This is a genomic window from Chryseobacterium shigense (assembly GCF_014207845.1).
Classification (GTDB): domain Bacteria; phylum Bacteroidota; class Bacteroidia; order Flavobacteriales; family Weeksellaceae; genus Chryseobacterium; species Chryseobacterium shigense_A.
Window position 1 is genome coordinate 836,835 of the sequence record NZ_JACHLC010000001.1, and the last position, 14,568, is coordinate 851,402.

15 protein-coding genes are annotated in these 14,568 nt (G+C 35.6%); 12 read left to right on the forward strand and 3 right to left on the reverse strand.

Going from position 1 to position 14,568, the window contains the following annotated elements:
• The first annotated feature begins 61 nt into the window (after positions 1–61).
• Positions 62–439 carry a hypothetical protein gene (locus tag HNP36_RS03760; RefSeq protein ID WP_184160276.1) on the forward strand — a complete coding sequence of 126 codons (378 nt, stop codon included), beginning with the start codon at positions 62–64 and terminating at the stop codon, positions 437–439.
• Between the two features lie 119 nt (positions 440–558).
• On the opposite strand, the gene HNP36_RS03765 is transcribed toward HNP36_RS03760, so the two are convergent.
• The 3 genes from HNP36_RS03765 to HNP36_RS03775 all read right to left on the reverse strand — a co-directional run bounded on the left by HNP36_RS03765 (position 559) and on the right by HNP36_RS03775 (position 3,104).
• On the reverse strand, positions 559–975 hold the full coding sequence (locus HNP36_RS03765) for a hypothetical protein (RefSeq protein ID WP_184160274.1): 417 nt from the start codon (positions 973–975) through the stop codon (positions 559–561).
• Between the two features lie 224 nt (positions 976–1,199).
• Positions 1,200–2,381: an MFS transporter gene (locus HNP36_RS03770; RefSeq protein ID WP_184160272.1), complete on the reverse strand. Its 1,182-nt coding sequence runs from the start codon at positions 2,379–2,381 to the stop codon at positions 1,200–1,202.
• Positions 2,382–2,492: 111 nt separating this feature from the next.
• Entirely contained in the window at positions 2,493–3,104 is a 612-nt protein-coding gene (locus HNP36_RS03775) for a response regulator transcription factor (protein ID WP_184160270.1), read from the reverse strand.
• Between the two features lie 620 nt (positions 3,105–3,724).
• Here HNP36_RS03775 and HNP36_RS03780 point away from each other — a divergent pair.
• From HNP36_RS03780 to HNP36_RS03830, 11 genes are all read left to right on the forward strand, one after another.
• Entirely contained in the window at positions 3,725–4,075 is a 351-nt protein-coding gene (locus HNP36_RS03780; protein ID WP_184160268.1) for a helix-turn-helix domain-containing protein, read from the forward strand.
• A gap of 405 nt (positions 4,076–4,480) precedes the next feature.
• The gene (locus HNP36_RS03785) at positions 4,481–5,737 is read left to right on the forward strand and encodes an aminotransferase class I/II-fold pyridoxal phosphate-dependent enzyme (RefSeq protein WP_184160266.1); all 1,257 of its coding nucleotides are present in this window, start codon (positions 4,481–4,483) and stop codon (positions 5,735–5,737) included.
• A gap of 6 nt (positions 5,738–5,743) precedes the next feature.
• On the forward strand, positions 5,744–6,385 hold the full coding sequence (locus HNP36_RS03790; RefSeq protein WP_184160264.1) for a TetR/AcrR family transcriptional regulator: 642 nt from the start codon (positions 5,744–5,746) through the stop codon (positions 6,383–6,385).
• Between the two features lie 98 nt (positions 6,386–6,483).
• Positions 6,484–7,569 carry a DNA polymerase III subunit gamma/tau gene (gene dnaX / locus HNP36_RS03795; protein ID WP_184160262.1) on the forward strand — a complete coding sequence of 362 codons (1,086 nt, stop codon included), beginning with the start codon at positions 6,484–6,486 and terminating at the stop codon, positions 7,567–7,569.
• A 98-nt stretch (positions 7,570–7,667) separates the two neighbouring features.
• Positions 7,668–8,180, forward strand: coding sequence for a hypothetical protein (locus HNP36_RS03800; protein ID WP_184429252.1), 513 nt, complete (start codon positions 7,668–7,670; stop codon positions 8,178–8,180).
• Between the two features lie 429 nt (positions 8,181–8,609).
• Positions 8,610–9,689, forward strand: a complete 1,080-nt coding sequence (locus HNP36_RS03805; protein WP_184160258.1) for a chorismate mutase — start codon at positions 8,610–8,612, stop codon at positions 9,687–9,689.
• Positions 9,690–9,810: 121 nt separating this feature from the next.
• On the forward strand, positions 9,811–10,740 hold the full coding sequence (gene rsgA, locus HNP36_RS03810; protein WP_184160256.1) for a ribosome small subunit-dependent GTPase A: 930 nt from the start codon (positions 9,811–9,813) through the stop codon (positions 10,738–10,740).
• A 653-nt stretch (positions 10,741–11,393) separates the two neighbouring features.
• Complete coding sequence (locus HNP36_RS03815; RefSeq protein ID WP_048507564.1) at positions 11,394–11,810, forward strand: nucleoside-diphosphate kinase; 417 nt, start codon at positions 11,394–11,396, stop codon at positions 11,808–11,810.
• Positions 11,811–12,231: 421 nt separating this feature from the next.
• Positions 12,232–12,444, forward strand: a complete 213-nt coding sequence (locus HNP36_RS03820; protein ID WP_184160254.1) for a hypothetical protein — start codon at positions 12,232–12,234, stop codon at positions 12,442–12,444.
• 3 nt (positions 12,445–12,447) lie between these two features.
• Complete coding sequence (locus HNP36_RS03825) at positions 12,448–13,542, forward strand: DUF692 family multinuclear iron-containing protein (protein ID WP_184160252.1); 1,095 nt, start codon at positions 12,448–12,450, stop codon at positions 13,540–13,542.
• A 390-nt stretch (positions 13,543–13,932) separates the two neighbouring features.
• Positions 13,933–14,562: a DUF4082 domain-containing protein gene (locus tag HNP36_RS03830; RefSeq protein ID WP_184160250.1), complete on the forward strand. Its 630-nt coding sequence runs from the start codon at positions 13,933–13,935 to the stop codon at positions 14,560–14,562.
• The last annotated feature ends 6 nt before the right edge of the window (positions 14,563–14,568 follow it).

Here is a 14,568-nt window from a genome sequence, read left to right on the forward strand (position 1 = left end):
CACAAATGTGTCACAAGAAATTGTTTTCTGTTCATCAACTTTGCCCTGTAAAATTATAAAAATGATAACAACAGATTTAGAACAGTTTGTAAAAGCTTACATCGCGGCATGGAGTGCTACTGACCGGGAAGAAAGAAAATATCTTGTAGAAAAGGTATATAATATCTCTGCTGAATTTTTTGCAGATGAACCGGGAGATCATGCAGTAAAGCATTCCGGTATAGGCGTAATTCTCGAAAACATTACTCAGGTTAATAAGCGGCTTACGGTTGATAATGCACTAACCACTGAATGCACAGGGTTTTCTGAAAATCACAACATTATTAGAGTTGCATGGCAGATGAAAGACAAAGATGACAGAATAGCAATGAAAGGAATGAATTTTTTACAGAAAGACAATTCAGGCAGGATTGAAAAAGATTATATCTTTATTAATTAGAAAAAAACCTGGAGTAAGAAACTTTATTCAAATTAAGACTTCTAACAATTTAAAATTAAATAAAAAACCGCTGCAAAAAAGCAGCGGTTTCTCTATAAATAATAAACAAGAATGATAAACTAAGACTCTGTCTTTATTAGTCCGAAACTGGCAGTTGCAGGTTCCTTTCCAAAAAGACATGAGAAAATGTTCTGAAACTCATGGATATAGCGGCATTTAATAGAATTACCATATATTTTTAAGCCTTCAAGGATCTTTTTTGAACTTAGGTCAATATCATATTTGATAAATGTTTCTGGTCTTTCATAACGGATTCTCTGTGCCGAGCTGTACGTGCGTAAAAAGCCAAATTTTTCAAGCCATTCTTCCGTTATCTGGATAGGTTTGATAGAAACCGCCGGAACTGAAATACTTTGGATATCATTTTCAATTTTTACAAAATAATCATGACTTTTACCCTGAAATATTTCAGTAATGTTGTAAACCTGATTTTTATATTCAACTAAGTTTTTGATTTTAAGATCTGCTGCATTCATAATATTGTGAGTTAGAAAGGTGTGTTAGTACATATCTGACTGCAAATATTATGCCCTGCATTATAGTAAATATTCGTTGTTTTTATATTTGATGTTAATTTTTTATCATAAATAATTAATTTTGTGTTAAAATATACGTTTGTGATGCAAAATCAAGAGATAACCGGAAATCCGGTGTGGTATATATGTGGTATATTTCTTTGATGAGGAGTTTTAATTCGGCTTCAATCTTTATTTCCTGCGGCAAGTATAAAGGAAATTCCTACGGAAATGAGAAGTAAAATGATAAAAACATTCCAGGAAAAAGCATGAAGAATATATCCTGTACCACTTCCTAGAATACTGGACCCAAAATAGTAAAAGAGCCAATAAATAGAAGTTGCTGAAGATTTTCCCTGTTTGGCATGAAGCGCTGTCATCTGGCTGGCCATCGTGTGGGCTGCAAAAAAAGAAAGTGTAAATAATCCCAGCCCGGCAATAATAATATAAATATTCTCTGATAACAGCAATGCAGTCCCGGAAAACATGGAAAGAACTGAAGCCTTCAAAATAAAATTACTGCTGAATCTTCTTAACAGCCTGCCCGTAATCATTGTGCCAAATACCCCGAAAATATACATTAAAAAGATAAAAGCGATCACAAAATGGCTTAATGAAAAAGGAGCAGCTTCCAGCCTGAAAGAAAGGTAATTGTATACACTTACAAATGATCCCATCAGCAATGCTGCAATGAAGTACAACCGCAGCATATAAGAATCGGTAAGAAACTTTCCCATTTGTTTTACCTTCAGGGAATAATCTGTTTTTTGCGGATTAAAAAACTGAGATTCCGGAAACAGCTTCCAGAAAATGAGACCCAATACCAGGCTTTCTATTCCTATTATAAGAACAGCATTCCGCCAGCCGAATTCTCCCGCCAAAATAGTAGCTGCAATTCTTCCGCTCATTCCGCCAATGGTATTGCCGCTCAGATACATACTGATAGCAAGTCCCACCACAGAGACGTGTACTTCTTCACTGAGATAGGCAAGTGCTATTGCAGAAACGCCCGATACCACGAAACCCTTTAAAATACCGGTTGCAATAAGCATGCTGAGACTGGGCATCCATGCTGAAATAATAGTAAGTACGGCCGATGAAACCAGGGAAAAAGTCATGAGGCTCTTTCTGGAGTAGCTGTCCGCCTTAAAAGCAAAAAACAGCAGGCCTATCGCCATTCCTATAGTAGAGGAAGATACCAGAAGAGAACTGTCGCCGGCAGTCGTTTTAAAATATTCGGAAACCGTGGGAAGTATCGGCTGAAAAAGATAAAGCTGGGCAAAGACAGAAAGTCCCGAGAAGAAAATACAAAGTTTTATATACCGGAAACGCCTGCTCCCTTTTTCTGCTTTTTCAGTTAAATTCATGTTTTTTAAGGCTTAAAACACAATGTTTTTTATGGAAATTAAATTCCTGTAAATTACATTATATTTTTTTAATTCTGAAAATGCCATAATCAGTAAAACAAACCACTGTTATTAATGAACGGTTTCGTAGACTTTAATCAGTTCCGCAATATTGGAAATATTAAGCTTTTTAAAAATCCTTTTTTTATATGTACTTACCGTAGACATCTGGATATCCAGCTTATTCCCGATTTCGAGGTTTCCTGTTCCTTCAGCCAGCAGCTTAAAGATTTCATATTCTCTGGATGAAAGTTTTTCTGCAGGATTGCTTTTTTTGTTCTGGATAATAAGCCCGATCAGCTCGGTGGGATAGTAGTGACCTCTCTGAATGACAGATTTTACTGCTTCCCCGATCTCTTCTTTGCTGCTCTGCTTGCTAAGGTAACCTTCAGCACCTTCCCGGATATACTGTATGGCTATATCTTTGCCATGCTCTGAAAAGACAAGGATTTTCAGGTTTTTCTGAATATTTTTAAGTTCAGGGATCATTTTCTTATATCGTGTTCCGGGCATATCAATATCAAGAAGAAGGAGATCATAATCATCATTCGATATATGTTCCTTTACCTGATCATAATTCTCGGCAAAATCTACAGTAAGGCTGGGATATTCAGACTCTAATACCAAAGCGGTTCCTATTCTTACCACATAATGGTCATCAGCAATCAGGATTCTTTCATTCATATAAAACAGGCTTTAATAAGAATTGTTTCAACGGGTATTCCCGTTTCAGTATCGGTGGTTATTATAGTTGGTTTTTGTTTGTTTTTAATGGTATAAAACAGGATAGTTCCGGCCATGATCCATATAAAGCCATAGCAATCCTTAACAATGGCTTTCACCGTTTTCGGCAGAAATCCATTATTAACAGGGTAAGTCGTAAAAAAATGACGCTGTTTGTAAATGTTCGGAAACAGAATTACAAAAAACAATGTCCGGGCTTTCATAAATACATAAATGATCTATGCTTCCGCTTGATTAGTGCAGAAAATGATTAATAATAGTCATTGTACAAGCCGAAGTTTTTTAAGTATGGGAATAATTGAATAAATTTTATTAAATGTTTCTATGTTTTGTGTGTTGTGATTGAATTAATTTATTTTAAAATGTAAAATTAATTATTTTATACGCATCAATCATCATAATTAGGAATATTTTGATATGAGATTTATCCGGTAAACAGGATACTTAAGTGATTAATTTCTTTCTTTCGGTTAAGTCCGAAAAGTTCACCGTATTCTTTTTTATTCTTATCTTTAATTTTATAGATTAAAATCTTACTATAAATTAATGATGTCAGTGAAATGAAAAGAAGTGAAGAGATCACCATACGATATTTTAATTTTCTTGAAAAGCATATTCAGGAGGTAATTATGGGTATTGCTCCCGAATTTATGGAGCTTAATGAAATTGCAGGAGAGCTGGCGGTTTCCCATAAACACCTTACAGATACTATAAAAAAAGAGAAAGGGCAGCATCCATGCTTCTTTTATGATGAGAAAATCATAGATGAGGCGAAAAAAATGATTGCTGATTCAGACCGTTCTATTGCAGAAATTGCAAGAGTATTTACCTATGATCCCTCTAATTTTTCGAAATTCTTTAAAAAGTTAACAGGAGTTACACCGGGAGAGTTCAGGAAACAGCAGGCTTAAAATTGCAGAAAATTAAAATATAAGTTTCGTGCATTCTAGAAAAATATTAATAATAAGATGTTATTTTGGTTTTAATTTTTTATATCAGGAATAAAGAGAAAAAAATAATATTTTAAAAATGAGGCAATTGTAAAAACATTTGTCTTTTTTTTGTGACTTATTTATAAAAAGTAATTTATTGTTATTACTTTTTTGTTAAATTTAGATTCCGATAATGACTGATAATCTGATGATACTTATAACAGCTGTATTAATAAGTAAAATCATTTAATAGCCATATTATAAAGCGAAATATAGAATAATTATATTTCACATTATATACATCGGACTGATTTACAAGCTTCAAATAATATGTATTATTTATAACATCAAACAACTAATATTAAACAACTAACAACATTAAGGATGACCATTGATTTTACAACAGCAACATTTAAGGATTTTGAGAATATTCCGGATTATGATATTGCTCAAAGAGCAGAGTACTTTTATGAATTCCTGGATCACATGAAGTCCAGAGGACACATGAACTACAGACTGAAAAATACTTCAGGTACCAATGCAACATTAAATATAGATATTGAAAACAAAAACGATAAGTATATAAGTTTTGTTTCCAGCGATTATTTAGGATTTACACAGCACCCCAAAGTAAAACAGGCGGCCATAGAAGGAATTGAAAAATATGGAACAGGTACAGGAGCATCACCACTCATCGGCGGATATTTTGATTATCATAGTGCCATAGAAAAAAAGATTGCCGGTTTTTTTGGAAGAAATGAAGATGAAGTATTACTGTTCACCACCGGTTATGCCGCTAACAGTGCCACTTTACAGATTTTAATGCAGAAAGAAGATATTGCCATTCTGGATATGGGAGTACACGCCAGCGTGCATGAAGGATGTGCCTTTACCAATAAAAAAACATTTCCGCACAATAATTTGGAAGCTTTGGAACACATTTTGAAGGTATGTGAAAACACGTACCGTACAAAGCTTGTTATTGTAGACGGAGTATACTCTCAGGAAGGGGATACTTCACGCGCTAAAGAAATATATGCTCTTGTAAAAAAATATAATGCCTATCTCATGGTAGATGACGCTCATGGTGTCGGAGTTATGGGAAAAACCGGTAGAGGAGCCCTTGAGGACGACGGTCTATTGGATAAGGTGGATTTTATAACAGGAACATCCAGCAAGACCTTTGGTAATCTTGGGGGATATGTAATTGCTAATAAAAAAATAGCATCATTCCTTAAGTTCCAGTCAAGACAGCATATTTTCTCAGTAACACCCCCGCCTTCTTCCTTCGGAATTTTGAAAGCTATCGATCTGGTTGATGAAGAACCATTTTGGAAAGATAAATTGTGGGATAATATCAACTATTTCAAAAAAGGGCTTAATGATTTAGGTTTAGATACCGGAATCACCAATTCAGCTATTATTCCTGTGAAGATAGGGGATCAGAATAAGATGTGGGACATTGGAAGAATACTGCTTGAAGAAGGAGTTTATACAAACCCTATTATGTACCCTGCGGTAGCAAGAAAAGATGCCCGGATCAGGATGACTGTAACGGCAAGACACGAAAAAGAACATCTTGACAAAACACTCAATGTCTTTGATGATATTAATAAAAAATTGCATATTGCAAAAAAATAATAAATTATGCCCAGAAAAGTAGTGCAAGGCCCCATTAGGGACAAAGAAAAAACAAAGCAGAAGCTGCTGGCAGCAGTTGGCAAAATTTTGCGAGTAAAAGGTTATTCCGGTCTGAAAGTAAGTAAGATTGCGGCAGTAGCCGGGTTTGACAAAAAGCTTATCTATGAATACTTTGGAAGTACAGACAAGCTAATAGATGAATATATAAAATCCCAGGATTATTGGAGCAAATTCAGCCCGGATATTGAAGAAGAAATCCAGGTAGGTAAAGGTAAAGAAGCCTTAACCCAGGGAATTCTTATGCAGTTTGAAAGCCTGAAGAAAAACAAAGAACTACAGAAAATTATTCTTTGGGAACTTTCCGAAAGCAAGCCGATACTTAAAAACATATTGAAGCAAAGAGAAGACGTGGCAGCTAATCTGTTTGAAAATGTAACAGATCCTTACTTCGGGGAAAATGCTACAAACGTTAGAGCTATGCTGGCATTAATAGCAGCGGGAGTTTACTACCTGAACCTGTTTCCTGCATACAACGGAACAGAATTCTGTGGTATTGATATGAGAACTGATGAAGGAAGAGGCGAAGTTGAAAAAGTGATCGTTGAAATTATAGACCATTACTACAAAACGAAAAAAGCAAAAGGATAATCATTAAAAGTTTTCCAATTTGACCGAAAAAGATTTTTTGTTGATAATTTGAAAACTTTTAATTTTCAGATTAAAACTATATTTCTTATTTTTGACCAATGGAAAATTTTATCGTATCTGCAAGAAAATACCGCCCCCAGCAGTTTGACACTGTAGTAGGGCAATCTCATATCACAGATACCTTAGAACATGCCATTGGCGAAAATCAACTGGCTCAGGCCTTACTTTTCTGCGGTCCGAGAGGTGTAGGTAAGACTACATGTGCCAGAATTCTGGCCAGGAAAATTAATGAAAAGGACGGTTCAGTTTCAGAAGACGGCTTTGCTTATAACATCTATGAATTAGATGCGGCATCCAACAACTCCGTAGATGATATCAGGGAACTGATAGATCAGGTTCGCTTTGCACCTCAGGTAGGTAAATATAAAGTTTATATTATCGATGAGGTGCACATGCTGTCTTCCGCAGCCTTCAATGCTTTTCTTAAAACACTTGAAGAGCCGCCTGCCCATGCTATTTTTATTTTGGCTACCACAGAGAAGCACAAAATAATCCCTACCATTTTATCCAGATGCCAGATCTATGACTTCAAGAGAATCACTATTGAAGATATTCAGGGGCATTTAAGGAACATTGCCGAAAAAGAAAATATCCGGTATGAAGATGATGCTCTCTACCTTATTGCTCAGAAAGCTGACGGGGCCTTAAGAGATGCGCTTTCTATTTTTGACAGGCTTTCCACATTCTCCCAGAAAAATATCACACTGGCGAAAGCTGCTGAAGTACTCAATATTCTTGATTACGATCAGTATCTTAATATTGTAGACCTGGCCAAAGAAAACAAAATTCCCGAAGTACTTTTTGCCTTTAATGAAATTGTAAAAAAAGGCTTCGATCCCCATATATTTATTGCCGGATTGGGAAATCATTTCAGGGACCTTATGATGGCCCAGAATGCAAGAACAATAGAGCTTATTGAAGTCGGGGAGAAGACCAAAGTAAAATTCGTAGAGCAGAGTCAGAAATGGAGCGCCCAGGAACTGATTGATGCCGTTGAGATCTGCAACCATGCGGATATCAATTACAAAAACTCCAAGAATCCCAGACTTACAGTAGAAATTGCACTGATGCAGTTGTCTTCCCTGACGGCTCACTCAGGCGATACTAAAAAAAAAAGTTCTTAATACTGGCTCCGTTCCTCAGTGAGAAACAGGAAGTAAACATCCCCGAAAAAATTCAGGAGAAAAAAGAACCTATAACAGAAAAGCCTGCCCCACAGCCCGTGGCCATTCAGGAAACAGCTGTGAAAACTACAAAACCCTTATCAAGACAGGGAATTTCTTCCGGTTTCAGCATCAATTCTTTTCTGAATAAAGAAGAGAAAGAAGAAAAAGAAGAAACCGTTGTTGTAAGAACAGAAAACCTTCCCCAGAATCATTTTACGGAAACCGATCTGCAGATGGAATGGAACCTCATGCTCAAGCAGCTCCAGACTAGAAACAGTTTTATCTTTAATGCGGTAAAAACGTTCAAGCTGATAAAAACCGGAGAAAATGCTGTCAAAGTTCTGTACCCTTCAGATTCTGCCAAAGCTGAATTTGATAAGATTGCCGGCGAATTTTTCAATCACTTTAAGACAAAAGTTCACAATCACACCATTGAAATAGATTATCAGCGGGATTTTGACAGCCTTAAAATTGAAGTGGTTACCAAAAAGAAAATTTTTGAAAAATTCATTGAAAAAAATCCTCTTTTAAAAGATCTGGATGATTTAATGAAATTCGACCTGACATAACTTTTTGTATTTATCACAATTTTTTTTTGTCAGATTGAGTTTTTTTATATCTTTGTCAAAGATTTTTGTTAAAATTAAGTTTTTGACAAAAGCAAGTAAGATATAAAACTAAACAAACAGAAGTTTCAGAATCCAGTGGAAAAATTATTAATCCCATCTCTGTCTCATTTTGCACCCGCTAATTTCTTTAGCGGTTATTTTAGTTTTTCTGCTTTCTATTATAGAAATTTCAGAACGTATTATCGATTTTATTGGTATTACTAACTGAATTTCTTTCCAAAAAATACAGGAAAAGTAAAGTCCTTTTATTTTCCTGATTCCTTTAAAAATTTTGAACGGCATTTTTTGAAAAGAATTATAAAAATAAATTTTATAATGAAAGGACTATTGCTGTTAACTTAAAAATAAAAAAACAATAAATTTAAAAGTATGAATTTAAAAGATGTAAAAAACGAGTGGATCAATGAGCTTTCACAGCCACTGATGATCGCAGGGCCATGCAGCGCGGAAAGTGAAGCACAAATGCTTGAGACCGCTAAAAGGATAAAAGAAACCAATGCTCCTGTACCTGTTTTCCGTGCCGGAATCTGGAAACCCCGCACAAAACCTAACGGCTTTGAAGGAGTAGGAGTAATTGGTTTGAACTGGCTGAAAAAAGTAAAGGAAGAATACGGTTTTAAAACAGCTACAGAAGTGGCGAATGCTCATCACGTATTTGCTGCTTTGGAAGCCGATGTAGATATCCTTTGGATCGGAGCCCGTTCTACCGTAAACCCTTTTACAGTTCAGGAAATTGCAATGGCTTTAAGAGGAACTGACAAGCCCGTGTTCGTTAAAAATCCTGTAAACCCGGATCTTGCTTTGTGGATCGGTGCTTTAGAAAGGCTTTTAGGGCAGGATATTAACAATCTGGGTGTGATTCACAGAGGATTTTCAACTTACCAGAAAACAAAATACAGAAATAATCCCAACTGGCAGATCGCCCTTGATTTTAAAAGCCAGTTTCCCAATATTCCAATGCTGATAGACCCGTCCCACATTTGCGGAAACAGAACAGGTCTTGCAGATGTTACACAGGAAGCATTTAACGTAGGATACCAGGGTGCAATCATTGAAACCCACTGCAATCCGGACGAAGCGTGGAGCGATGCCTCACAGCAGATCACACCGGAAGTTCTTGCGGAACTGATCGGAAATCTGAAAGTAAGGAACTCAGGTCTTGCAGGTTTCGATAATGAAATGGGAAGACACAGAACTTTGATCTCCGATCTTGATTTCCAGCTGATCGAGCTTCTTTCCCAGAGAATGAAGATCTCAGAAAAAATAGGTAAACTTAAAAAGGAGAATGATATTGCTATCTTCCAGCCGGAAAGATGGAAAGTAATTACAGAATACGCTACTCAGAAAGCTAAGGAAACCGGGATGTCTCAGGAATTTATTGAAAAGGTCTTCAAAGCGATTCATGAAGAATCTATCGAAGTACAGAACAATATTATGATTGAAAGATAATAGGGATTAGAATTAAAAGTTAGGGCTTTGGGGCATTTGGATTAAAGGGAAAATTACATTTTGTTTTCAACTATATCCTGAACCCTAAGCCCTAATTCCTTATATTTGCACCACATTATTTATGAAAGGAAAAATCATTAAATCTACAGGCAGCTGGTACCAGGTCATGGAATTCGAAACAGATAAAATTTTCGAGGCCAGGATCCGGGGAAAATTCAAACTGATCAAGACCAGGCTTACCAATCCGCTTGCTGTGGGAGATTTTGTTGAATTCCAGTTGGAATCGGATGGTATTGCATGGATTACCAAAATAGAACCGCGTACCAACTATCTGATCAGAAAATCAGTCAACCTTTCAAAAGAAGCCCATATTATTGCCTCCAATATAGATTTAGCATGCTTTATTTTTACCCTGAAACATCCTGAAACATCCTTAGGTTTTCTTGACCGGTTTCTGGCATGCTGTGAAGCTTACAATATCACACCCCTGATTCTGTTTAATAAAATAGATGTTCTGAACGAAGAGGAAATAGAACTTGTAAAAGATATAGAATTCCTTTACCAGGAAATTGGTTATGGTACTCTTGAAATTTCATCTTATTCCAAATTGAATTTTGGGGAGCTTCAGGAGCTTCTTAAAAATAAAACCTCAGTGTTCTTCGGGCATTCAGGATGTGGGAAGTCTACATTGGTGAATGCATTACAGCCCGGTTTAAACTTAAAAACTTCTGAAATTTCAGATTCCCACCTAAAAGGAAAGCATACGACAACCTTTGCACAGATGCACTTCTGGGATTTTGGCGGCAACGTTATTGATACACCCGGCGTACGTGAATTTGCAATGATCGACATTGAAAAAGAGGAGGTACAGCATTATTTCCCCGAAATTTTCAAAAAAAGAGAAGAGTGTAAATTTCACAACTGTCTTCATATTAATGAGCCGAAATGTGCCGTTCTGGCCTCTCTTGAAACCGGAGAAATCCAATATTCCCGCTACGCTAATTATGTAAAACTGATGGAAGAAGCTGAAGAAGCCCAGAATATCAGATAAAAAACAGGATTCGAAAGCCTGTATTAAGACGTCCTGAAAGAAATTTCAAAACAAATTTTCCTTCTTATAAAGTAAACTTAGTGAAAATCAATTTTTAATTGATTCATCTTTGCTGTCTCAACTTTTGCTGTCCAAAATAAAACTTTGCTTTAAATCACATTTTTTTCAGGTAGCAATTTTATAAGTTTTACAACCGGAAAAGATTTCTTAATGTTCCGGCACGAGCAGAAGACGTTTGTATTCTATAATAATTCCATTTTTTGTCCTGATAATTTGTACCAAATGTGACTGTTTCGGATGAATTTACATTCTATTTAAAATAAGAAATAAAAAAATATCAAAAAATTAATATTATTTCATTGATTGAAATAGAAGCAATAATATATTAATATGCTTTTAATAGGTTTTTAAAATTATCAAATCTGCAATATAATGTATTGTTTTTTGCAAATAAAAAACCCAGCCGAAGCTGGGTAAAAACTAATAACCATGAAAACTCAAATTAAACATGAGAATCGTAATAGAATTAACAATTACTGTGCCAAAGTTTTTTTGTCATTTCTTAATAAAAGTTATTTTTATGTTAAAAAAAATTAAAAAATAAAATCAAAGATATTTTTTGTAATTTTGCGCCATTAAAAAAATATACATTTATGTCTAACATTACATTCACTATGATTAAGCCTGATGCAGTAGCAGACGGACATATCGGTGCTATATTGGGGAAGATTGCAGAAGGAGGTTTTAAGATTAAAGCATTAAAATTAACTCAGCTTACTGTTGCTGATGCTAAAAAATTCTACGAAGTACATGCTGAAAGACCATTTTATGGAGAGTTGGTAGAATTCATGAGCTCAGGTCCTATCGTAGCTGCTGTTTTGGAGAAAGATAATGCAGTAGAAGACTTCAGAACATTGATCGGTTCTACAAACCCAGCAGAGGCTGCAGAAGGAACTATCAGAAAAATGTTTGCAAGAAGTATTGGTGAAAACGCGGTTCACGGTTCAGACTCTAACGAGAATGCTCTTATTGAGGCTCAGTTTCATTTTTCAGGAAGAGAAATTTTCTAAGAAAATCACCTCAAAAAATATAAAAACCAGAGATTTTTCTCTGGTTTTTTTTGTGCCAAAATGACTGAAAATTAATTGGTTATCAATTGATTTTAATTGCCATTACCTGTATAGATTTATAAATTTGCCCAGTGATTTCACAATAACGATTATATTTTTATCAAGCCTTTCTTTTGAAATATCCATAATTCCCATATATCACTTTTTTCAAAAACTGAAACACTTCTTTCTAACAAGAAATTTTCATTAATTTTTGAAGATTTTTACCACATTAGGTTTTTGATTTCTGATTTTTTGTAAAAGTTTACAGCTTTACTATCAAAACCGGCCTTTAATATGGAAATACTCCTTAATAAATTGTTGTATTTTTAGCATCATCATAAATGGAATACTTATTGTAAGTTTCATTAAAAAATGTATTATGAAAGTTCCAGCATTAGTAATGGCCAGCTTACTGGCTGTAAGTGTATCAGGGCAGACGACAAAGCCTGTTAAAAAAGTGAAAAAGCCGGTAAGTAAAGTTAAAAAGGCAGAATCTCCAAAACCTTTAAAAACTGCCGGTACCAAGATTGTTCCGAAGAAAGATACCGTTTTTTTGAGAGGAGGCGGCTGTCCGGCCTGTGGAATGGGATAGGATATGAAGAAGCCGTTGTTAGGATTAGCTATGATGCCGGAAGCAGAATTTGTTTCCGCAATACTTCCTTTACTGCAGAATAACGATGTAGATGTGTTGGAATGGTCTTTCGATACATTATATGATGTAAAAGAACCGGAATGGCTTTCCGGACTTCTGGACTTTTATGCAGAAAATAACAGGCTTCTTGGCCATGGTGTTTACTATTCCCTTTTTGATGCCAGATGGACTGAACGGCAGGAAAGCTGGCTTAAAAAATTAAAGAAGGAATTCAAACACAGAAAATACAATCATATTACCGAGCATTTCGGATTTATGAATACCGAAAATTTTCATCAGGGTGTTCCACTGCCCGTTCCGCTTCATTCCAAAACGCTTCAGATAGGGAAGGACAGGCTCTGCAGACTTCAGGATGCTGTGGAAATCCCTGTTGGGATCGAAAATCTTGCCTTTTCTTTCTCTGTAGATGATGTGAAGGAACAGGGAGAATTCCTTGCTGAACTTATAGAAGATATTGACGGTTTCCTTATTCTTGACCTTCACAATATTTATTGTCAGTCCTGTAATTTTGAAATAGATATGCAGGACATCATCCGTATGTATCCCCTTGAAAAGGTCAAAGAAATTCACCTTTCGGGAGGAAGCTGGCAGGAGAGTGCTTATGGTAAAAAACCGGTAAGGAGAGATACCCATGATGATAACATTCCGGAAGTAATACTTAACGTACTTCCTGAAGTGCTGGCCCAATGTAATAACCTCGAATATATAATTATTGAAAGGCTGGGGCATACATTGGATACGGAAGCAAAAAAGCATGTTTTTTTCGATGATTTCTACCGTGTAAAAGCAATTATTGATATTTCTGATTTCTCTGCTGGAAGTAATAAAGTCTGGAATAAAAAGAACAAAGGGTATTCAGGGCCTGTAGAGGACCTGCTGCTGTATGATGAACAGACGAAACTGACAAAAATGCTGTTTGAAGGAAATAGTGTTCAAGCTGTTAAAAATGAAAAATTTCATTATTTCAAACCTGAAAACTGGGATGAAGAAATGATTGCAACAGCTCAGCAAATCATTAAGAAGTGGAATCCGTACTAGGATTTGTACTGCTATAAATCACAAATCAAAATATCTGTGCATACATCCGGAACAGAAATTTACCGGAATAAATTTACTGACTGCGTATAAATACTTAATAGCAAATTCAGTATTTATACGGATGCGTCATATGTGATTTTATTTGGAAATTTACATCAGTAACAGCACAATGGAATCTTAAGCATTTAAAGTCTTACGACAAAAAACTAATAACCACATAAGCTCAAATTCCGCAAGAAGAAGGCAGTCTCCCAAGGGCTGCCTTTTATTTTTTTTTAATTAATTCCATTAAAAAAGGTACAATAACTTATACTAAAGGGTGTTTTTCCTGATGCTTTGCTTTCCGGTTATTTTAATCTTTGTCTCATCAAATTATTAAAATTAAAACCCATGAAACATTTAGAATTTTTTTACATTTTGAGAAGCTTATCTCTTAAAAGTCTTTGTACAATATTAGTCCTGAATTCAGCATTCCTGATTACAAGCTGCAGTAAAGATGATGACGAGCAAGCTCCCCAGCCCATTGTGTATGCGGAAGAGAACCCGTTGAATAAATATCATGAAAATGCAGGATTTACAACCACAACCAATTTTATCAATTCCGGCAGCTATGAATTTGGTCTGACATTTTCCCCTAATGTTAAAGGTAAGATGAATGCAATTACTATAAAACTGCCCGATGTCAATCCAAGTTTAAAGGTAACAGTCTGGGATTACACAACTAAAACAGTACTGAGAACAGAAGTGATCAATGTGTCAGCCTCAAATACTTTAATTACAAAAGCTATTGAAGAACTGGCATTGGAGAAAGATAAAAAATATGTGATTACAATGAATTCCAATGACTGGTACAAAAGATCAAAACCGGATAACAGCGATGCTGTATACCCAATTACTGCCGGGAATATTAAATTTCTGGAATACAGATGGGTAAGCGGGGCAACCCAGGTTTTTCCTACTAATGTTTCACTGAACTATAACGGAGGTGATCTGAGCTTTAATTTTCAGCAGGTAGACTAATAACCA